Here is a 20,419-nt window from a genome sequence, read left to right on the forward strand (position 1 = left end):
CGGCGGCCGGGGCGACCGCAGCGGGGAGGGTGACGCGGGGGGTGCGGGGAGGGGTGGGGGGTGCATCCCGCGTCGAGCCGAAAACGTAGCCCGTGGGCCGGACACGGTCAATGAATCGCAGTCAGCAACCCACCCTTGCCCTTCGCTTGCAAAGTCCGGAGCCCACCCTTGCCGTCACCCGCGGGCCGCCGGCCGACGCTCGGCCAGGCCCCGGCGCTCCATCAGCCCGCTGCGGTCCCGGACGCCGAACCTGCGGTAGAGCCTGGTCAGTCCGGCCTCGACCGACTTGACCGAGACGTGGAGCGCGGCGGCGATCTGCCGGTTGGTCGCCCCGCCCCGCACCAGCTGGACGATCTGCCGCTCCAGCTCGGTGAGTTCGGTGCTCGGCCCGTCCAGCCGGAGCAGCCGCTCGCGGGCGTACGCCGCCCAGGGCAGGCAGTGCGCGGCGGTGAACGCCTGGAGTGCGGTGGCGAGTTCGGCCCGGGCGGCGGCCCGGCGGCGGGACCGGCGCTCCAACTCGGCCAGCGCGAGCCGGGCCCGGGCGGCCTCCAGCGGATAGGGGTGGCCGGCCGGCAGTTCGGCGCGCAGCCGGTCGGCGGCCCCGCGCGGGTCGCCGGCCAGGCCGGCCAGCACCGCCTCGGCCCGGGCCAGGCCGAGCAGGATCACCCGCCGGTCCAGGCGGGCCGCCTCGGCCCGGGCCTCGGCCAGCACCGTGGCGGCCCGCTCGGCCTGGCCGGCCAGTGCCAGGGCCTCCACCAGGTCGGCGTCCACCAGGAAGAGCGCGGGGTCGGTGTAGCCCAGCCCGCGCAGCAACTCCCGGCAGCGGAGCAGGTGTTCGGCCGCCTGCGGGATCCGGCCGGCCAGCAGGTCGGCCCGCCCGCGCAGGCCCAGCGCATAGGCCGACCACTCGGTGTCGTCGGCCTGCTGACCGGCCCGCAGCGCGGCGTCGGCCAGCTCGGTGGCCCGCTCCACGGTGCCGCCGTTCAGCTCGGCGGCGGCGCTGAGCACCAGGCCGGGGCCGGGGGTCGGGCCGAGCTCCAGCCGCAGCCGGCCGCCGGCCAGCCCGACCTGGTGGGCCTCGGCACACCGGCCGGCCCGCTCGTGCACCGAGGCGGCCAGGTGCAGCACCTGGCCCAGGTCCTTGACCCGGCCGGCGGCCTCGACGTCCGCGCGCAGCCGGTTGACCGCCTCGATCGCCTCGGCCGTCTCGCCGCCGCGCAGCAGGCTGATCACCAGGCAGCAGCGCAGTTGCACCCCGGCGGCGGTGATCGCGGCGGCCGGGCGGCCGGCGGAGAGCGCGCCGGCCCGGCGCAGCGCGGGCAGCACCCGCTCGGGGGCGAGCTGCATCTCGATGGGGGCGCGCAGCGCGATCACCTCGATCTGCTGGTCGAGGTCGCCGCTGCGCTCGGCGTGGTACTCGGCCTCGGCCAGCACGGCCAGGCCGTACTCGGTGCGTCCGGTGCAGAGCGCGTGGTCGGCGCGGGCGATCTGCACGGCGGCGCGCAGCCGGGGCTGCCCGGCGGCGTCGGCCTCGGCGGCGTCCAGCAGCGCGGGCACCCCGGCCCGGTCGTTGCCGGCCAGTTCGACCAGCAGCAGGCGGGCCCCGACCCGGGCGGCCGGGTCGGGGCCGTGCAGCACCGCGGCGCAGGCCTGCTTGGCGGTGTCCAGCAGGCCTGCGTCGTGCGCGTGGCGGGCCGCGGCGAGCAGCCGCTCGGCGGCGAGGTCGCCCTGCTCGGCGGGGGTGCGGTCGGCGGCCAGCTGGGAGAGTTCGGCGGCCAGCGCGGGGGCGCCGCGGTGCACGGCGACCTGGGCGGCGGCGGCGAGTTCGGCGGCCAGCGCGGCGCCCCGGTCGGGGCTGGCCAGCGCCCGGTGCCGGGCCCGCTCCAGCGGATCGCCCAGCTGCTCGGCCAACTGGGCGTGGCAGTCGCGGCGTTGCCGCTCGGTCGCGTCGGCGTAGATGATCTCGCGCAACAGCGGGTGGGCGAACCGGAGTTCGCCGCCGAGGCCGCGGGTGAGCACGCCGGCCGCGAGCGCGGCGGCGAGCGCCTCGCGCTGCTCGGGCGCCTCGGGCGGGTGCGGGCGGGCGGCGGCCGCGAGCAGCAGCAGGGCGCAGACCGCCTGCTCCGGCAGCGCGGCCAGCCGGTCGGCGAGCAGGCCGCGCAGCCGGCCGGGCACGGGGAGCGGATCGTCGGGGCTCGGCGGGCTCGGGGCACGGCGGGCGGCTCTGGCCAACTCCATGGCGTAGTAAGGGTTTCCGCCGCTGGCCGCCTGGATCCGCTCGGAGTTGGCGGCGCCGGGGGTGATGCCGAGCCTGGCCCAGAGCAGCTCGCCGATCACCGGCCCGGGCAGGGTGGCGACCGGCAGCTCGGTGCGCGGCTCGGGCAGCAGCTCCAGGCAGCCGGGCTCGCCCCCGTCGGCCACCCGCTCGGTGGCCGCCACCTTGATCCGGTGGCCCGTCAGACGGCGGGCGGCGAAGGCCAGCACCTCGGCGCTGGCCGCGTCCAGGCAGTTCACGTCGTCCAGCACCAGCAGCACCGGCTGCCGCTCGGCGAGCGCCCGCAGCAGCTCCAGCACGGCCACCCGGATGGCCAGTTGGTCGGTCGGCCGCCCGTCGCCGGGAGTGCGCAGCAGCGCCACGTCGAGCACCGCGCGCAGGTGCGGGGCGAGCAGCCCGGGCCGCTCGGCGATCGCCCGGGCGAACAGGTCGTAGAGCGCCAGGTAGGGCAGCGCCGCCTCGGTGGCCGAGGAGTTGGCCCGCAGCACCAACTCCCCGGCAGCGGCCGCCTGCCCGGCCAGCACCTCCAACACCGCCGACTTCCCGATCCCGGCCGGCCCGGTCAGCAGCACTCCCCCACCACCATCGGCCAGCCCGGCCCGACACCGGTCGAGCAGCTCGTCACGGCCCAGCAGCGCCCACTCCTCGCTCATGGAGGGAAGTTTCCCCCCAGGGCGCGCAATGGTCTAGGCCTATATGCCGCCTGATGGTCAGACAGTCCGAATGACGAGCCCCGGTTTGACGTCGGCGGCGTCGGCGAGACGGCGGATGTCACCGGGGTCGGAGGTCCAGATCGTCGCCCCCAGGAGCGCGGCCATGGCGACCACCGTCGCATCGACGACGTCGGAGGTGCCGGACTTGCCACACAAGGTGCCGGCGGCCTTGGCGATCTCCAGGCGGACGGGCTCGATGCGGCAACTGGAGAGGATGTGGCCGAGGCGGACCTGTCGGCGGCCATCCCGCCAGGCTTGGCTGACCACGACGGCCGGGACATGGATGTCCCGGCCTTCCTCCAACGCCATGGCGTGCCGGACCCACATCCGCCGGTCGTTGTTGTCGAGGGCGATCAGGGCGCCGGCGTCGTAGACGTAAGGGATGCTCATACAGCGCCGGCCCCCGTGCCGCCGAGGTACTCCGCGTCAGCGGCAGCCATCTCCGCGCGCGCGGCGGCCAGCTCCTCGGGGGTGAAGGCGCCGTGCTCCTCCTGCCAGTCGGCCACCACGGCAAGCCCGATGCGGATCCGCATTTCGCGCTCGGCCGCACTGGCGACCAATCGGGAGAGCGGTATCCCCGCCTCCTTCGCCGCGGCACTCAAGGCCTCGACGAGTCCCTCTTCCAGCGTGATCGTCACCTTCTTGGTAGCCATACATCCACCATACCGCAGTATGGCACAGTCACCCCCGCTGCCAGACCGTGTAGTACTGCGTCCCGTGCCCGCTCGCCGCCGGGATGTGGGCCAGCTGGTGGTAGCGGCTGCCGGGGGCGTTCAGGGCCTGGGTGAGCTGCTTGTCCAGGGCGGCGGTCGGGCCGTCGTCCAGGACCACCAGGTCGAAGTAGCCGTCGGCGAAGGCGGCCTGGTAGGCGGGGAGGTTGACCAACTGCTTCCCGGTGGAGTCGCCGTACTGGAAGTAGTAGGTGTTCAGCCACTGGGACGGGTCGGCCTGGGTGCGCAGGTAGTAGCGGGGCACCTCGTCCTCCTCGACCAGGTAGCGGTCCTGGCCGGGGTGGACCAGTGGGCGCAGTTCGGCGACCAGGCCGGAGGAGTCGGGCCAGCCGTACATCGGCCCGGCGGCGTTGCCCGCGTAGTAGGCGAGCACGGCGCAGGTGCCGACCGCGACCCCGGGGACCGCGCGGCGCAGCATCGGCACCGAGTCGCGCAGCGGGGGCAGGCCGGAGAGCGCGGCCAGCCCGGCGCCGGCCAGCGGGGCGGCGAAGAGCAGGCCGAAGCCGACGTGCTTGTGCAGCGAGACGCTGGTGCCCAGGTGGGCCTGGTAGGCGGTGGCCAGCGCGGCCGTGCCGGTGAGCAGGGCGCCGAGCAGCACCGGCGCCCAGCCGCGCCGACGGACGATCAGCACGCCGACACCTACTACCGCGAGGGCGGCCACCCAGCCGCCCCAGATCAGCGACAGCCGCAGGATGTTGGAGAGCGGCTCGGCGCCGGTGGTCCGGTTGACGGTGGTCTGCGAGAGGCCGGCCCGCACTCCGGCCCCGGCCGCGTCCAGCCCGGCGAAGAGCAGCGCGGCGGTGCCGGCGCCCAGCAGCACACCGCGCAGCACCCCCCGCCACCAGGACAACCCGAGCGCCGGCACGGTGAGCACGGCGGCCAGCACCACGGTGGGCAGGTAGAGCGCCGAGGCGTACTTGACGCCGGCGGCCAGCACCAGCGGCGGCGCGGCGAGCAGCACCAGGAACGGCGAGCGGTGCGCCGTGCGCACCGTCCACCACAGGGCCAGCGCCAGCAGGAACACCGACGGGGCGTCATAGGTGGCCAGCCGGCTGAGGAAGAGGGTCGGCGCGCAGGTCGCGAACAGTGCGGCGCCGATCACCGCGGCCGGCTTGCCGTAGAGCCGCCGGGTGGTGGTCCACAGCAGGGCGGTGGCGCCCAGCATCGCCAGCAGGCTGAACGCCCGCACCCCGCCGAGCCCGAGCGCGGAGTCGATCACGGCGGCGGCCACCGGGTAGAGCACCGGGATGCCGGAGAAGTAGGAGGCGTAGGTGTCCCCCACCGGGACGCCGTGCAACAGGTGGCCCAGCTCGCGGTGCCCGGCGTAGATGTACAGCGCCTCGTCCTCGAAGGCGGTGTTGGCGAGCCGGTAGGCCAGCGCGCACTGCACCAGCAGGATGGCGATCAGCGGCAGCCGGTCGGCGAGCGCGGCCCGCAGCCGCACGGCGACCGGGCGGCGCGGCTCCGCGTAGACGGAGAGCAGGTCGATGGCGGTCACTGTCCGCTCCCGTCGCGGTTCACCTTCTGGATGGTGATCTGCTGGTCGCCGGTGCCGAAGGTGGCCACCGTGGTGGAGTGCGCGATGGCCGCGCGCACGGTGGGCAGGCCGTTCGGGTCCTGCCGGATGATCGAGGTGAGCACCACGTAGTCGAGGTCGCGCCAGCCGTGCGGCAGGGTCTTGGTGACGGCCGGGTCGAGGTCCACCTTGTAGAACCAGATCGCGCCGAGGCCGGGTTGGAAGCCGTCCTTGACGGTGTCGAGCCACATCGCGTCGTCGACCACGATCCGCTGGTGCCCGGGGTCGGGGATGTTGGCCCGGATCCAGTTCGAGGCGGCCACGTAGTTGTCGTTGGACAGCGCGGTGTCGGCGGTCTCGTCGCCGCTCTCCCACTGCGGGGCGGCGAGTCCGACCAGCCCGATGGCCAGCACGGCGACCACATCACGGGGCGTCACGTGCCAACGCGCCAACCGTCCCAGTGGTAGCCGCAGCACCCCGCGCACGGCGGCGTCGGCCACCCCGGCGATGGCCAGCGCCATGAACGGGATCACCTGGATCACGTACATCGCGGGCAGGTAGCCGTTGGGCCGGAAGGCGACGGCGATCAGCAGCACCCCGGCCACCGCCACCTCGCGCAGCCGGCGCACGGCGAGCGCGAGGACCGAGGCGGCCGCACCGGTGTAGATCAGCAGCGGGTCGCGGACCAGCCACCAGTGCAGGGTCAGGTTGGAGACCGTGCCGGTCCGCAGGATGTCCCCGGAGCCGCCGCGGCCCAGCTGGTACTCGATCGCGCCGATCAGCGAGTTGTGGTTCGGGCCGGGGAACAGCTCGCCCTTGAGGGTGGCGTAGAGCAGGTACTGGGCGCAGAGCAGCCCGAACGCCGTCAGGAAGCCGACCAGCGAGAACTTCCGGGTGGCCTTGTCGCTGCCGCGCCACAGCGCCAGCAGCAGCGCCGGCACCGCGATCACCATGGTCTCCTTGGAGAGCACGGAGACCGCCGCGCAGACCCCGGCGCCGATGTGGTGCCACAGGTGCTTGCGCGGGGAGAGCGCGCAGGCGAAGGCCCCGAGCATCCAGACCGCGGCGAAGTTGTCCAGGTAGATCTCGCGCTGCATGGTCACCGAGAGCGGTGACAGCCCGAAGACCACCGTGGCCAGCGCGGCCGACCAGCGCGGCAGGCCGATCCGCCGGGCCACCAGGTAGACCAGGGCGGAGCCGGCCGCACTGACCGGCAGCATGATCACCCGGGCGTTCATCACCACCAGCGGGCCGTGCCAGAGCAGCGCCGGGATCCAGGAGAGCGCGGCGATCTGCACCCAGCCGAGCGGCGGGTGGTCGTACCAGTAGCTGTAGTGGGCCAGCCCGTGGCCGTGCTGGATGGCCCAGGCCTGGGCCAGGTAGGTCCCCTCGTCGTCGCTGACGGTGGGGAAGTTGCGGATGTTCAGGCCCTGCACCAGCACCACCGCGGCCACCAGCAGCAGGGTGATCAGCAGGTCGGGCCGGGTCGACGCCAGCCGGGCGAGCCGGCCGCGCGGTGCAGGCGCGGTCGGGTCGAGGGCCGGATCGGGGCGTTCTTCTTGCAGAACCGTCGCGACGACAGTCGCCATCGGGTGTTGTTTCCTTCCCCGGGTGAAATTGCGGGCTCAGGGGCCGGGCCGGGCCGGCCGAGGAGGAGCCCTAAGCGTTCAGGTGGGCGCCGACGTGCCTGGTGAGTTCCCAGTCCTTGCGGCCGCGCAGCTCGCGCCAGACCGCGCGGATCGCCGCGCCGGCCAGGATCAGCTGGTAGAACGGGCCGCCCAGGATCAGCTTCGCGTAGTGCGAGAACTTGATCGGCAACCGGTACTGCTTGCCGAAGTCGTGCAGACCGACGGCCTCGAAGGCGAACATCGCCACCATCGGGATCAGCGGCGAGAAGGAGATCATCGCCACCAGGTCGGGCACCGAGCTGAACAGCGCGACGGCGATCCCGACCAGGATCAGCAGGCCGGAGAAGGCCTGCACGAAGGGGGTGGCCAGGGTGTAGCGGGCGAGCATCCGCTGCCGCATGGTGGGCAGCGAGCGCCAGTCACGCTTGCGGTAGACCTGGAGGAATCCCTGGTTCCACCGGGTCCGCTGCTTGAAGAGCGAGACCACCGAGTCCGGGGTCTCCTCCTTGGTCACCATCTCCGAGTCGTACGCGACCACCACCTTGGCGCCCTGGCTGGAGAGCCGCACGCCCAGGTCGCAGTCCTCGGCCAGGCAGTTGGCGTCCCAGCCGTCGTTCGCCCGCAGCCGGTCGGTGCGCACGAAGACCGTGTTGCCGCCGAGCGGGATGAAGCCCTTGGCCGCGTGCAGGTGCAGCCTGCTGCGGAACCAGAAGAAGTACTCCAGGCAGTTGCGCAGGCTGTACCAGCTGGAGTGGAAGTTGATCAGCTGCACGCCCCCCTGCACCACGTCCGCCGCGGTGGCCCGGAAGGCGTGGTCGACGTGCGAGAGCAGGTCCGGGTGGACCTGGTCCTCGGCGTCGAAGACCCCGACCACGTCGCCCCGGCAGCTGGGCAGCGCCGAGTTGAGCGCTTTTGGCTTGTTCTTCTTCTCGTGGGTGTCGGTCACCACGAAGACCTGCTCCGGGTGGCGGGCGGCCAGCCCGTGCGCCACCTCGGCGGTCTCCGGGTCGTCGTGGCCGACGATCACGATCACCTCGAAGTCCGGGTGGGTGGACTCCAGCAGCCGCAGCACGGTGCGCTCCAGCACCGCCTGCTCGTGCCGGGCGGGCACCAGCAGGGAGAAGGAGAGCGCGCCGGTGCCGTCGGGGTCGGTGAACCTGGTGGCGGCCAGGGTCTCCGGGGTGCGCCAGGCGTGCAGCATCCACCAGAGGGTGAACACTGCCACGCCGAAGAGCAGGAGTGAGCACAGAACGATGACGGCCGAAATCATGGAACATCCCCCCAGCACGGACCGGCCAATCCCGGTCCAAGAATGATTATTGACTACCGGTCAGTGCCGGGGGTCGATTTCACGCGCCGCGTGACCGGGTCGGGGCGACCCGGTCACACGGCTGATCAGGCAGTGTCAGGCGGTGTACGTAATCGTCGGGGCGGAGACCGCGAAGGTGTCGGTCGAGGCACCCGTGCCCGCGGTGAATGCCGCGAGCACCTTGTTCGGGAGCGTCACCGGCACGTCCACCTCCTGCGTCCCGTCGATCTTCACCACCAGGTGGCTCGCGGTGGTGACGGTGATGTCGATCTGGTGGCTGCTGCCCTGCAGCGCCGGGATCGCGGTGTCGGCCGCCAGCGTGCTGAAGCCGGTGCTGCTGGAGGTCGCCACGCCGAGCACCGGCGCGGTGTTGACGCCGAAGTTGCCGAACACGGCGAGCCCCGTCACCACCGCGTTGAGCCCGGAGGCCCCGAGCCCGCTGCCGCTGCTGCCCACCGCGGTGGGCGAGTTGGACGAGGCGTCCAGCAGCGAGAAGGTCAGGCCGTCACCGGGCGAGCTGCTGGTGCCGCTGATCTGCTCGGTGAAGGTGGCGTGCAGGCCCAGCGGCGAGACCGCCTTGGCGTTGACCGCCGAGCCGCGGGCGGAGTGCTGGCCGTCGGTGGTCAGCGCGACCGTGCCCGCGTTGTCCACCGCGTTGCCGTTGAGCTGCCAGGAGCTGTCGGTGAAGCCGGGCAGGGTGCCGCCGGTGGCGGCGGGCTGCCCGGTGCCGACCAGCGAGACGGTGACCGTGCCGCTGGTGGTGGTGACGGCGAAGGTGCTGTTCTGAGTGCCCGTCAGGCCCGGGGCGAAGGTGACCGGCACGGTGATCGAGCCGCCGACCGGCACGGCGGTGCCGGTGGCCGGCAGGGTGGCGCCGAACGGGGCGGCCGGGGCGGTGGTGCCGGTGACCGTCTCGGTGGCGGTGCCGTTGTTGGTCAGCGTCACCGACTGGGTCGCGGTGCTGCCCAGGGTGGCCGAGCCGAAGGCCACGGCGGTCGGGGTCGGGGTGAGCGGCTGCGGGCTGCCGGTGGCGGTGCCGGGCGGGGTGACCACCACGTTGCTGACCGCGTGCAGGTCGGTGGAGGCGCCGCAGGCACCGGTGAAGCCGACGTAGGCGCTGGCCGGGACGACCCCGGTGGCGGGCACGTAGTCCAGCAGCGCGGTGCCGTCCACCGAGACCTTGACGTGGCCGCCGGCCACCGTGACCGCCACCGCGTGGGTGCCGGTGCGCAGGTCGCTGGGGGCCTTGGCCCAGGCCAGGTAGGTCAGGTTGTCGGCGCCGCTGCCCGGTCCGGCCGCGATGCCGACGAAGTTGCCGGTGCCGGTCTGGCCGCTCCAGGAGCTGACCAGGTCGACGCTGAGCCCGGTCAGGCCGGAGAAGCCCAGCCCGCCGCCGCCCGTCCCGGTGCCGCCGGCGGTGCCCTTGGTGGCGTCCACCAGGGCGAAGGTCATGCCGTCACCGCCGGTGCCGCCGCCCAGCTGGGCGGTGAAGGAGGCGGTCAGGCCGTCGGTGGCGACCGGCGAGGTGTAGAAGGCCGAGCCGGACTGCTGGGTGGCGGCCGGGGTGAGCTGGAGGGTGCCGGCGGTCGGCTGGGTGGCGCTGCCGTTGGCCTGCCAGCCGGTCGGCGGGGCCGGCAGGGTGGCCAGGCCGGTGCCGTTCAGCTGCACGAAGTTGTCGCCCTGGCCGGTGTTGCCGGTGATCTCGTAGCTGTCCGAGGCGGGTCCGGCGGCGCCCGGGGTGAAGACCACCGGGACCGAGATGGACTGGTCCGGGCCGATCACGGTGCCCTCGGCGATCGCGTTGGGGCTGCTGAAGGTGCCGACCGGGGCCTTGGCTTTGTTGAGCGTGACCGGGACGTTGCCGTCGTTGGTGACCGTGAAGCTGAGCTGCTGCGAGGTGGTGCCGACCGGGACCGAGCCGAAGGCCAGGGTGGCCGGGGTGATCGTCAGGTGGCCCTGCCCGGTGACGGCCTGTCCGCTCAGCGGCACCGAGAAGGTGCCGGAGGTGGAGGTGACCGAGAAGGTGTCGGTGCTGTTGCCGGCCACCGTCGGGTCGTAGCTGACGTTGGCGACGAACGAGCCGCCCGGCGCGATCACCGTGCCGACGGCCGGCGCGCCGGTGACCGTCCAGGGGGCGGCCGGGTTGCCGATCGCGGTGATCGTCTCGCTGCCGGTGCCGGTGTTGGTGAACTGCACGCTGGCGGCGACCGGCACGCCGGTCGGCTCGTCGTCGAAGCTCACGCTGTTCGGCGCGGTGCCGAAGCCGGCCTTCATGCCGTTGCCGGTGACCGAGAAGCCGACCGTGCCGGCGTCGGTGGCCAGGTTGACGATGCCGGAGGTCGGGCCGCCCACGGTCGGCGTGAAGGTGATCGGGATCGACAGGGTGTCACCGACCGCCATGGTGTGCGGCAGGGCCGGCGCGGTGACCGCGAACGGGGCGCTGGTGGTCACCGAGTTGACGGTCAGTGCCTTGGTGGCGGTGACGGTCAGCGTGCCGGTGCCGGTGGAGCCGACGTTGACGTTGCCCTCGGCGACCGGGGAGCCGGTCAGCGCCGAGGCGGCCGGTCGGCCGAAGGCCAGCAGGTGGCCGTCCCGGGTGCCGATGTAGACCCGGCCGTTGCTGGTGGTCGGGGTGACGAACTTGGGCGCCACCCCGATCGGGCCGGACCAGAGCAGGGTCAGCGAGCCGTCGGCGTTCGGGGTGCCGTTGTAGGCGAGCAGGGTGCCGCCGTTGCCGTACATGTCGTTGGCCCGCTCGACCCACACGGTGGCCGAGCCGGCCGTGGTGCCGGTGGAGGTGACGACCGGTGAGCCCTCGCTCAGGTAGCCGAAGTTGATCGCGCCCTGGCCGACCAGGGCGAGCGCCGGGTTGCCGTTGCCGGCGGTGCCGAGCTTGAAGGCCTGGAGCGGGCCGCCGTTGCCGGAGTAGTAGACGTAGCCGGTGTCGGCGCCCCAGAAGGCCGGGTGGCAGTAGCAGCCGTTGTACGGGCCCAGGGTCTGCACGGTGGCGTCGCCGCCGTTCGCGCCCTGGTCGTGGCCGCCCAGGTCGTCCCGGTTGAGCAGGAAGATCCGGCCGTCCTTGCCCTCCTCGACCGCCAGGTGCGGCACGGCGCTGTTGCCGTAGCCGTCCGGGATCGCCATCACGCCGCCGGAGCCGAGGTCGCGGTCGTTGGTGTCGAGCACGGTGGCGTCGGAGGGGCTGAAGTAGTCGGTGGCCTTGAGCGAGCCGTCCGGCTGCACGCCGAGCGCGATGATCGACTCGGACATGGTGCTGGGCGGGGTCTTGCCCGGGCCGGGCGGCGGGGAGACGCCGTTGCCGGTGGAGAAGAGGATGTGGCCCTGCGCGTCGGCGACCAGGCCGCCGCCGGAGTTCCAGATGCCGCCGCCGTGGTTGGCGGTGCCGGTCTCGTCGGCCCACAGCGCGGTCTGGGTGCCGGCGGTGGAGACGCCGGCGACGTAGCCGCGCCAGGCGCCGTGGTCGCAGACCGAGCCGAAGCCCGCGTAGACCACGCCGTTCTGCAGCAGCAGGCCGGGCCGCTGACCCTCCTCGACCGGGTTGAAGACCACGCTCGGGTCGTTGCTCGGCGAGCCGCCGATCTGCACCGGGAAGCCGGGCTTCTCGGCGCCGGTGGCCGGGTTGATCGCGTGCATCTTCCAGGTGGGGGCGTCGTGGTACTGGCCGCCGTCCTCCTTGGAGGTCAGGTACACGTAGCCGCTGGCCGGGTCGTAGACCGGGGTGGAGGTGATGCCGATGTACGGGGCCAGGTCGCCGCAGGACCAGGTGTTGCCCGGGGTGGTCGGGCCGGAGGCGGGCCAGGGGGCGCCGTAGGCGTCGGTCCACTGAACCGCGCCGGTGGTCGCGTTCACGCCGTACACGTGGTTGGTCTCGGTGGCCACCACCACGGTGTTGCCGATGGTCACCGGCGCCGCATACACCTGGCCGTCCACCGGGGTGGAGAACTGCTGGCCGAAGTCGGAGGAGCTGACCTGGGCCGGGGTCAGGCCGGGCTCGTTCTGGTCCCAGCCGGTGCGGTAGTTGTCCGAGGAGATGGTGGTGCTGTCGGCGTGCGCGGCCGGGCCGGCGGTGAGGGTGAGCGCGCCGGTGCCCAGCGCCAGCAGGGCGGTGCTGAGCAGTCCGCTGGTCAAGCGGCTGGTCAGACGGCGGGTGGTCGTGGGTATGCGGTGGTGCCGTGGTGGCATGTGAACCCCCCTGGGCCCGGCCGTGCAGGGTCCGGGCAGGTGAACAGAGGAGCCAAAGGTTAGCGAATCGTGCAGATGATCTGAATGACGTTTGGTCAACTCTTAATTAACCAATGATTATCCGCCAGTACGCGCTCAACCTGCGCCGATGTGATGGATCGTCAACCGACGGTCACTTCGTACCGGCGCGGTCCTACCTAGAGCCAGCCCCGCTCGTCGGCCACCCGGGCCGCCTCGGTCCGGTTCCGGGTGGCCGTCTTGGTGATCGCCGAGGAGACGTAGTTGCGCACGGTGCCCTCGGAGAGGTAGAGCTTCGCCGCGATCTCGGCCACCGAGGCGCCCGAGCGGGAGGCGTTCAGCACGTCCCGCTCACGGGCCGTCAGCGGTGAGGCGCCGGCCGCCAGGGTGGCCGCCGCCAGCTCCGGGTCCACCACCCGCTCCCCCGCCGCCACCCGGCGGATCGCGTCGGCCAGCACCTCGGCCGGGGCGTCCTTGACCACGAAGCCGACCGCGCCGGCCTCCATCGCCCGGCGCAGGTAGCCGGAGCGGCCGAAGGTGGTCAGCATCACCACCCGGCAGCCCGGCACCTGTTCGGCCAGCACCGCGGCGGCGGCCAGGCCGTCCAGGCCGGGCATCTCGATGTCCAGCAGCGCGACGTCCGGTCGGTGCTCGCGGGCCGCGTCCACCACCTGGTCGCCCCGGCCGACGGCGGCCACCACCTCGAAGTCGTCCTCCAGGTCGAGCAGCGCCCGCAGGGCGGTGCGGACCAGCTCCTGGTCGTCGGCGAGCAGCAGACGGATCGTCATCTCGGTTCCTGGTTCCCTTCCGGGGCGCGTCCGGTCGTCACGTACACCCGCCAGCCGTGCGGGTCCAGCGGCCCTGCCAGCACCGCGCCGCCGGCCGCCGCGACCCGCTCGCGCAGGCCGGTCAGCCCCTTGCCGTCGGCGTTGTCGCCGGTCGCCCGGCCGTCGTCGCGGATCTCGATCGAGTCGGCGGTGATGGTCACCGTACAGCGGGTCGCCCGGGCGTGCCGCACCACGTTGGTCAGGCCCTCGCGCAGCACCCAGCCGAAGAGTTCGCGCTCGCGCTCGGCCACCACGTCGGTGGCCGAGGGCAGGTCGGCCAGCACGCCGGCCGCGCGCAGCAGCTCCCGGCCGCGGGCCAACTCGCCGGCCAGGGTGACCTCGCGGTAGCCGGAGACCGCGGCCCGGACGTCGGCCAGCGCCTGCCGGGACAGGTTCTCCACGGCCGCCATCTCGGCCTGCGCCAGCGCGGTGTCCTTGGCCACCAGCCGCTGCGCGAGGCGGGACTTCACGGTGATCGCGGTCAGCGAGTGGCCCAGCAGGTCGTGCAGGTCGCGGGCGATCCGGTTGCGCTCCGCCTCCTGGGCCAGCCGCTCCACCTCGGCCTGCGCCGTGACCAGCGCCTTGTTGGTGCTGGCGATCTCCGCGAAGGCCGCCACCACCAGGCAGTTGAAGAAGATCGCCATCGCCTGGAAGTAGCCCGGGCCGGTGTGCCAGGGCCGCACCGCCCACGGCAGCACCAGGGCGGCCAGCGCGCCGGTCAGCACGGCGGGCCCGGTCCACTCGCGCCGCAGCACCGCCAGCACCGAGACCACCACCACGGCCAGGAAGAACGCGTCGGTCCGCAGGAACGGCAGCTCGGCCGCGAAGAGCGCGCCGAGCACCCCGGCCAGTAGCAGCCCGCGCCGCGGCCGGCCGGCGGCGACCGCGGCGATGACGGCCAGGTAGCAGGCGGTGAAGGCCCCGACGATCGCGTAGGCCGCGACCGCCGCCGCACCGTGCACGTGCGAGGGGACACTGGCGGCGGTCAGCCCCGGGTACACCAGCATCCCGTTGGCCAGCATCACCCGGCGCCAGCCCTGTCCCCAGTACCGCCCGCTGCTGCTCATCCGTCCTCTCCTGACTGCCGGGGTGCCGTCGGTCACCGCGCGGCGAAGAGCTCCCGCAGGTGCCGGCCGTTGACCACCGCGGCCACGCCCACCAGCACCAGGCCGCAGGCACCCTGCTCGATCTTCATCCAGAGCGGGAGCGCCGCCTGCGCCGTGACGATGTAGACGATCGCCAGCGGGAAGACCACGGAGACGAACCGCAGCCGCCGGAACGCGTTCCGCGAGCCGCCGGCCGCCCGGTTGGTGAGCCAGAAGGTGACGGCCGCGCTGAACACCACGGCGATGCCGCGGCTCCAGACGGTCGGGTTCACCTGCGAGTGGTGGTTGCGCAGCAGCAGGATCGCGGCGAGGGTCAGCACGCTGAGCCCGAAGTAGGCGATCACGAGCTTGCGGACCGTGCCGAACGCGCGGACGGTGTCGGGGTGGTTCAGATCGGTGGAGGTCATGGCACCCATGGTGGCGGGCAGCGGCGGGGGACCGGGAGTGTGCTGACGCACCGTTGGACCATGACTTTTGTCAGGGCACGCGGTGCGGGTGGGACCCCCGGTGATCCACAGCATAATCCCAGCTTCTTCACCAGTGCTCCGCGCTAGCATCTCCCTTGCCCGGACCGTTCGTTCGGACGGGGGGCCGGGCAGTCACGCAGTCGCAGCAGTCCAAGCAGTCGCAGCAGTCCAAACAGTCAAGGGGGGACCGACATGAGGACCGCACTGGGCACGAGAGCCCGGCTGGCCTTCGCCACCGCCACCGCCATCGGGTTCGCGATGGCCGCACCCGTCGCCGCGCACGCGGCCGGCGGGGCGCCGGTGACGCCGACCGAGCTGTTCAACGCCTACCTCGCGTGCTCCACCGACCCGGGCGCACCGGTCTACGTGGCGAGCCGGAGCTTCGGGCTCCAGGTCGAGGGCATCGCCGGCGACACCGACCCGAGCGCCACCGACCTCACCGAGCAGTTCCAGTACTGGCCGACCTCGGACCCGACCCAGGTCACCACCAGCTCCCGCACCAGCTACGTGACCGGGAACGAACTGTCCACCAGCATCGGCCCGCTGACCGACGGTCAGACCTTCGCCTGGCAGGCCCGGACCGTGGACCCGAGCGGCGCGACCTCCGCCTGGTCCGCCCCGTGCTACGTGGCCGACGACGACACCGCGCCGGCCACCGCGCCCACCGTCAGCTCGCCCAACTACCCGGCCGGGCAGCCCGTGCAGGGCGGCGCGCCGATCCAGTTCGACTTCGGCGCGGGCGGCGTCGGCGACGTGGCCGGCTACGAGTACTCCTGGACCGGCGACTTCCCCGTCCCGAGCGCCAACATCGGCGCCAACGGCGTCCCGTCGTACCAGGACATCTACGCCGACCCGAAGATCGCCGTCCGCGCGGCCACCCTGGGCGGCTCCGGCACGGTCAGCCTGGTCCCGCCGTCCGACACCGGCCTCATGCGGCTCTCGGTGATCAGCCTCGACCGGGCCGGCAACCGGTCGCCGGTCACCACGTACGACATCCGGACCACCCCGGACGCGCCCACCATCACCAAGCACACCCCCACCACGCCGTTCGGCGAGCAGGCCACCTTCAAGCTGACCGCCGACCCCGGCCTCCAGTCGGCCAGCCCCGTGGTCAGCTACACCGTCGTGCACCAGAGCGCGAACGGCCAGACCAAGACCACCGTGCCGGCCGGCTCCGACGGCACCGCCGAACTGCACGTCGTCCTCGACGGCCCGACCGGCGACACCCTGACCGTCAGCTCCACCAGCGCCGACGGCTGGGTCAGCGAGCAGGCGTCGTGGAACAACGGCTACCTCGACACCACGCCGACCGTGACCTCCACCGTCTACCCCGAGAACGGCTCGGGCGGCGGCACCGGCGTGCCCGGCACCTTCACCTTCGCCCCGAAGATCCCCGGCGGCGACATCGCGAGCTACACCTACCAGTTCAACAGCGACCCCACCGTCACCGTCCCCGCCGGCGCCGACGGCACCGCCCAGATCACCTGGACCCCGCCCACCAGCGACTGGTACCAGCTGACGGTCTACGCGACCACCACCAAGGGCGTCCAGCTGTCCCCGTACTACTACTCGTTCAGCGTCAACTGACGGAACATCAGTCTGCGACCGACAACCGGTCGGGCCGGACGGCCCGACCGGTTGGACGAGCGGGGCGGCGTCAGGGAGCGGGGACGAAGGCGACCGTGCTGACCGCGTTCTGGAACTGCGGCTGCCCGGTGTAGGTGGCTCGCCAGAAGCCCGCCGTGGTGCTGGGCACGGTCGCGGAGAAGCCGTAGCCCGTACCGTTCCACTGGGCGCCGGGCGTCGTCGCCACGGTCGTCCAGCCGCCCTTGCCGGTGGTCGAGAACTGGATGTTCACCGGGATCGTGCCCGGGGTCATCAGGCCGGGGAACGTCATGTTGCCCTGGACGGCGACGTCGGCCGCGTCCGTCCGCGTCGGGGAGAAGGAGAGGAAGGACGCCGGCTGCACCACCATGACCGAGCTGCTCGCGGTGGCGTCCTTCAGGTACGGGTCGTCGCTCGACCACCCCACCATCAGCGTGGTGTTGCTCCACAACGCCTGGGTCGCGGGGAAGACCGCGTTGCCGTTCGCGTCGGTGGTCTCCTGGACGAAGCTGCCGAAGGAGTTGGAGCCCAGCTTCTTCCCGCCCAGCGGCTGCCAGCCGGTGGGCGAGTCCCACTGCAGGGTGGCGCTGGTCGAGTTCACGGTGCCCTGGTAGGGGATCAGCCGGGAGCTCGGGTTCTCGACGATCCTGGTGGCCGTCTTCCTCCAGCCGATCTGGAAGTCGCGCGAGCCCGACTGGCTGTAGAAGACGTGGTTCGGGTCGTACGAGAAGTTCGCCTGGATGTCCGTGTCGTAGGCGTTCGTGAACGGGAGCGTCGCGGAGAAGCTGCCGTCCGCCCCGGTCGTCACGGTCGCGGACTGGTCGTAGGAGGTGACTCCCACGGACAGCCCGCCCATCGGGGTGATCGCCCCGGAGCCCGGCCACTGGCCCATCAGGTGCCCGCTGATGGTGACGCTGCGGTGGAAGTAGTCCACCGTGCTGCGGTCCACCTTGGTGTCGTTCAGGTTGGTCGTCACCGAGTAGTAGAAGTAGCCGGACCCGGTGGTGTTCAGCACGTCACCGCCCGCGTCGGTGGCCGACACGTCGATCCGGTAGCTGCCCAGGTCCGGGAGCTGGATCCGGGCCGCATTCTCCCAGCTCCCGCTCTCGGCGGTGCCGGAGGTCAGCTTGAAGTCGGCGACCGTGGCCACCGTCTGCTGGGTCGCCACCGAGTACAGGCTGACCTTGACGTCCTTGACGGCGGTCGGCGCGCTCAGCGTCAGGACCAGCTTGCCGTTGTTGGTCCAGTCGTTGTGCGCAGCCTGGACGGTGATGCCGGTGTCCGCCTGCGCGGCGGTCGCCCCGGCCACCGGGACACCCCCGGCGACGAGCATGGCAGCCATCGCCGCCAGGACTCGACGAGAAGTCATGAAGCACCCCCTGTGATCGTCCCGCTGCCAAGGAGGACAGCGAGCAGGCGGAAGCTACCAGCGGGGGCTTCACCTGCTCAACACACTTTCACCTCGACGGCTGGGCCTCCTGGGCGACATGGTGGTGCTGGATCTGGCGGCGCAGTGCGGCGAGGAGTTGGTGTTCCGGCTGTGCCCCGGGTGCGGGGCGGTGAACGTGATCAAGGATGCTGAGTTCGTGTGTGCCCTCTGCGATGCTCCGCTGGAGCGCGGGGCCGGGTGGGACGGGGGAAGCGGTGGGGGACGAGCGGGAGCAGTTGTGGCGGTTCCTGACGGGTGGTCGACCGGATGAGGAGCTGTTCGCCCCGGCGGCCGTCGAGCGGATCGGCCTGCGGCGGCTGGCGGCGATCCGGCAGGAGCTGCGCGCGGAGTACGGCGAGGTGGGGGCGGTCACGGCGGAGGGGCCGGCCGGGAAGTACCGGGTGGAGTGCGAGCGCGGGGCGGTGGCCGCGTCGGTGAACGTGGACGCCGAGGGGCTGATCCTCGCGGTGTGGGTCGGCGGCGGGCGGCCGGAGCGGCCCCGGTCGGTGCGCGAGCGGTGGACGCCACTGCTCGTCCTTCCCGTGACGGTCCTGCCCGGCCCGGCCCTGGCCGCAGTGGCAGCGCTGGCCGGGACGCGGGCCGATGTGGTGCAACTCGGCGTAGCAGGAGGCGCGTTGGGACTCATCGGGTGGCTGGTGTCGAGTGGCATCGGCCGGTGGGCCCTCGTTCTGACGATCGGCGCGCTCCTCGCGGTCGCCGCCCTCCGGATGCCCGGACTCCCGGACGGGAGCGTGGAGCTCTGGATGACCGTCCTCGCCGGAGGGTCCCTGGTCGCGGCGGTCCGGGCAGTGGTCGCGAGCTTCGAGAAGGCGGGCGAGGAACGGCCCGTGCTGATCCGCAATCCGCTGCCGGGCAGCCGGGCCCTGATCCTCCAGGGCGGGGGCCCGTCCGTGAACCACCACGCGGGCCATCCCGACGAGCGCTTCGCGCTGGACCTGCTCTGCCTCGGCCCCTTCGGCACCCGCGCCCGAGGGCTGGCGCCTCGGGCGAACGAGGCCTACCACGCCTACGGCGCGGTGGTGGCCGCCCCGTGCGACGGCGAGGTGCTCGCCTGTTTCGACGGCTACGCGGACCAGCCCGTCCTGGCGTCCGCGAGCGAGCCCGGCCCGCTCATGGTGCAGCCGCCCGCCGGCAACCACATCGTGCTGCGGGCGGCGGACCGGGGCGCCGTGATCCTGCTCGCCCACCTGCGCCCCGGCAGCCTCCGCGTGCGCCAGGGCGAACGGGTCAGCGCCGGACAGGAGTTGGCCGAGGTCGGCAACTCCGGCAACACCACCGAGCCGCACCTGCACATCCAAGCCAACGTGGACACGGCACGGGGCAGGATCAGCGTCCCCATGCGCCTCGCCCACCGCCCCACCCGCCCCCTGCGCCGAGGCGTCCGCCTGGACCGCTGACGCCCCGTCACTCCAGCACCCGTCACTGGGGCGCCCGCCACTCCACCGTCCGCGCCGCCTGCCGCAGCACCAGCCGCTGCGGCAGCAGCCCGCCGACCGCCAGCAGCGCGTCGCGCGCCAGCACGCCGACCGTGCTGCGCCGGGCCACCAGTGAGGCCACCCGGTGCGAGCCGGCCACCACCGCCGTGGTGCGGGGCAGCCGGGCGGCGGTGTAGGCGGCGAGGTCACCGACCGCCGCCAGGACGACCGCGTCCTCGATCGCCTGGCAGGCGCCCTGCCCCTGGAAGGGGGACATCGCGTGCGCCGCGTCGCCGAGCAGGGCGGTGCGGCCGTGGTGGAAGGCGGGGAGCGGGTCGAGGAGTTCGTGGACGTCGTGGCGCAGCACGGCGGACGGGTCGGCGGCGGCGAGGAGTTCGGGGATCGGGTCGCACCATCCCCCGAAGCGGCGCAGGAGTTCGTCGTGCCCACCGGCTCCCCCGGCCGGGGCGAGGGCGGCGGCGTAGAGGTAGCTGCGGCCGGCGGCCAGCGGGACGGTGCCGAAGAGCGCGCCGCGCCCCCACACTTCGCCGGCTTCCCGTGGCGCGGCGTCGATCAGCACCCGCCAGGTGGTGAAGCCGGAGTAGCGCGGCCCGGGGTGGTCCGGGAAGAGCCGGGCGCGGGTCGGGGAGCGGATGCCGTCGGCGGCGACGACCAGGTCGGCGGTCCGGTCCCCGTCGGGGGTGCGCACCACTCCCCCGTCGGGGTCGACCACGGTGGCCGCCGACCCGGTCCGCACCGTGCCCGGTGGCAGCGCGCGCAGCAGGGCGTCGATCAGCACCGCGCGCGGTACGGCGACGATCCGGTCGCCGTACAGCTCGGCCATCGCCGCCGGGTCGAACCGGGCCAGCCGACGTCCGCCGGGCCGGCGCAGCCCGGTGCGGGCGGCGTCGGGCCCGGCCTGGGCGCGCAGCTGGTCCCCGAGTCCGAGCCGGTCGAGCGCGCGCAGCGCGTTGGGGGCCAGGGCGATGCCCGCGCCGACGGGTTCCAGGCTCGCGGCGCGTTCGTGGACGGTGACGGCGTGGCCGCGCCGGTGCAGGGCGAGGGCGGCGGTGAGGCCGCCGATGCCGCCGCCGATGACGATCGCTTCCATGGAGGGCCTCCTGACGAGTACCGCAACTACAGGTGTAGTGCCACCGTA

Annotated in this window: 14 protein-coding genes; 2 read left to right on the top strand and 12 right to left on the bottom strand. The window is 73.2% G+C overall.

The window, feature by feature from the left end; genetic code table 11:
- Positions 1-174: 174 nt before the first annotated feature.
- The 10 genes from FHX73_RS03005 to FHX73_RS03050 all read right to left on the bottom strand — a co-directional run bounded on the left by FHX73_RS03005 (position 175) and on the right by FHX73_RS03050 (position 14,730).
- Positions 175-2,928, bottom strand: coding sequence for an AAA family ATPase (locus FHX73_RS03005; protein WP_145903133.1), 2,754 nt, complete (start codon positions 2,926-2,928; stop codon positions 175-177).
- Positions 2,929-2,985: 57 nt separating this feature from the next.
- Complete coding sequence (locus tag FHX73_RS03010) at positions 2,986-3,378, bottom strand: type II toxin-antitoxin system VapC family toxin (RefSeq protein ID WP_145903134.1); 393 nt, start codon at positions 3,376-3,378, stop codon at positions 2,986-2,988.
- Positions 3,375-3,641, bottom strand: a complete 267-nt coding sequence (locus FHX73_RS03015) for a hypothetical protein (RefSeq protein ID WP_145903135.1) — start codon at positions 3,639-3,641, stop codon at positions 3,375-3,377. The genes FHX73_RS03010 and FHX73_RS03015 overlap by 4 nt, the downstream gene beginning before the upstream one ends.
- 28 nt (positions 3,642-3,669) lie before the next feature.
- Positions 3,670-5,217, bottom strand: coding sequence for an ArnT family glycosyltransferase (locus FHX73_RS03020; RefSeq protein ID WP_145903136.1), 1,548 nt, complete (start codon positions 5,215-5,217; stop codon positions 3,670-3,672).
- Positions 5,214-6,824 (bottom strand): phospholipid carrier-dependent glycosyltransferase, encoded by a 1,611-nt coding sequence (locus FHX73_RS03025; protein ID WP_145903137.1) that lies wholly within the window; start codon positions 6,822-6,824, stop codon positions 5,214-5,216. The genes FHX73_RS03020 and FHX73_RS03025 overlap by 4 nt, the downstream gene beginning before the upstream one ends.
- A gap of 70 nt (positions 6,825-6,894) precedes the next feature.
- Positions 6,895-8,133 carry a glycosyltransferase gene (locus tag FHX73_RS03030; protein WP_145903138.1) on the bottom strand — a complete coding sequence of 413 codons (1,239 nt, stop codon included), beginning with the start codon at positions 8,131-8,133 and terminating at the stop codon, positions 6,895-6,897.
- Positions 8,134-8,268: 135 nt separating this feature from the next.
- A complete protein-coding gene (locus FHX73_RS47055) occupies positions 8,269-12,318 on the bottom strand; it encodes a beta strand repeat-containing protein (protein ID WP_145903139.1) in 4,050 nt (1,349 codons plus the stop codon).
- 251 nt (positions 12,319-12,569) lie between these two features.
- The gene (locus tag FHX73_RS03040) at positions 12,570-13,178 is read right to left on the bottom strand and encodes a response regulator transcription factor (protein WP_145903140.1); all 609 of its coding nucleotides are present in this window, start codon (positions 13,176-13,178) and stop codon (positions 12,570-12,572) included.
- The gene (locus tag FHX73_RS03045; RefSeq protein ID WP_145903141.1) at positions 13,175-14,284 is read right to left on the bottom strand and encodes a sensor histidine kinase; all 1,110 of its coding nucleotides are present in this window, start codon (positions 14,282-14,284) and stop codon (positions 13,175-13,177) included. The genes FHX73_RS03040 and FHX73_RS03045 overlap by 4 nt, the downstream gene beginning before the upstream one ends.
- Before the next feature lie 32 nt (positions 14,285-14,316).
- Positions 14,317-14,730, bottom strand: coding sequence for a hypothetical protein (locus tag FHX73_RS03050; RefSeq protein WP_246213322.1), 414 nt, complete (start codon positions 14,728-14,730; stop codon positions 14,317-14,319).
- 252 nt (positions 14,731-14,982) lie between these two features.
- On the opposite strand from FHX73_RS03050, the gene FHX73_RS03055 reads away from it, so the two are divergent.
- Entirely contained in the window at positions 14,983-16,377 is a 1,395-nt protein-coding gene (locus tag FHX73_RS03055) for a hypothetical protein (protein WP_145903142.1), read from the top strand.
- Between the two features lie 70 nt (positions 16,378-16,447).
- Here FHX73_RS03055 and FHX73_RS03060 read toward each other — a convergent pair whose 3' ends face one another.
- Positions 16,448-17,764: a hypothetical protein gene (locus FHX73_RS03060; protein ID WP_145903143.1), complete on the bottom strand. Its 1,317-nt coding sequence runs from the start codon at positions 17,762-17,764 to the stop codon at positions 16,448-16,450.
- A 275-nt stretch (positions 17,765-18,039) separates the two neighbouring features.
- Between FHX73_RS03060 and FHX73_RS45995 the strand changes: the two genes are divergently transcribed.
- Positions 18,040-19,242: a M23 family metallopeptidase gene (locus FHX73_RS45995; RefSeq protein WP_145903144.1), complete on the top strand. Its 1,203-nt coding sequence runs from the start codon at positions 18,040-18,042 to the stop codon at positions 19,240-19,242.
- A 22-nt stretch (positions 19,243-19,264) separates the two neighbouring features.
- On the opposite strand, the gene FHX73_RS03070 is transcribed toward FHX73_RS45995, so the two are convergent.
- On the bottom strand, positions 19,265-20,371 hold the full coding sequence (locus tag FHX73_RS03070; protein WP_145903145.1) for an FAD-dependent monooxygenase: 1,107 nt from the start codon (positions 20,369-20,371) through the stop codon (positions 19,265-19,267).
- Between the last annotated feature and the right edge of the window lie 48 nt (positions 20,372-20,419).

The organism is Kitasatospora viridis (genome assembly GCF_007829815.1).
In the GTDB taxonomy this organism is placed as follows: domain Bacteria; phylum Actinomycetota; class Actinomycetes; order Streptomycetales; family Streptomycetaceae; genus Kitasatospora; species Kitasatospora viridis.

Excerpts from the sequence above, each read along its gene's own strand:
- FHX73_RS03005 (WP_145903133.1), bottom strand. The coding sequence starts at position 2,928 with ATGAGCGAGGAGTGGGCGCTGCTGGGCCGTGACGAGCTGCTCGACCGG.
- FHX73_RS03010 (WP_145903134.1), bottom strand. The coding sequence starts at position 3,378 with ATGAGCATCCCTTACGTCTACGACGCCGGCGCCCTGATCGCCCTCGAC.
- FHX73_RS03015 (WP_145903135.1), bottom strand. The coding sequence starts at position 3,641 with ATGGCTACCAAGAAGGTGACGATCACGCTGGAAGAGGGACTCGTCGAG.
- FHX73_RS03025 (WP_145903137.1), bottom strand. The coding sequence starts at position 6,824 with ATGGCGACTGTCGTCGCGACGGTTCTGCAAGAAGAACGCCCCGATCCG.
- FHX73_RS03030 (WP_145903138.1), bottom strand. The coding sequence starts at position 8,133 with ATGATTTCGGCCGTCATCGTTCTGTGCTCACTCCTGCTCTTCGGCGTG.
- FHX73_RS03040 (WP_145903140.1), bottom strand. The coding sequence starts at position 13,178 with ATGACGATCCGTCTGCTGCTCGCCGACGACCAGGAGCTGGTCCGCACC.
- FHX73_RS03045 (WP_145903141.1), bottom strand. The coding sequence starts at position 14,284 with ATGAGCAGCAGCGGGCGGTACTGGGGACAGGGCTGGCGCCGGGTGATG.
- FHX73_RS03050 (WP_246213322.1), bottom strand. The coding sequence starts at position 14,730 with ATGACCTCCACCGATCTGAACCACCCCGACACCGTCCGCGCGTTCGGC.
- FHX73_RS03055 (WP_145903142.1), top strand. The coding sequence starts at position 14,983 with ATGAGGACCGCACTGGGCACGAGAGCCCGGCTGGCCTTCGCCACCGCC.
- FHX73_RS03060 (WP_145903143.1), bottom strand. The coding sequence starts at position 17,764 with ATGACTTCTCGTCGAGTCCTGGCGGCGATGGCTGCCATGCTCGTCGCC.
- FHX73_RS03070 (WP_145903145.1), bottom strand. The coding sequence starts at position 20,371 with ATGGAAGCGATCGTCATCGGCGGCGGCATCGGCGGCCTCACCGCCGCC.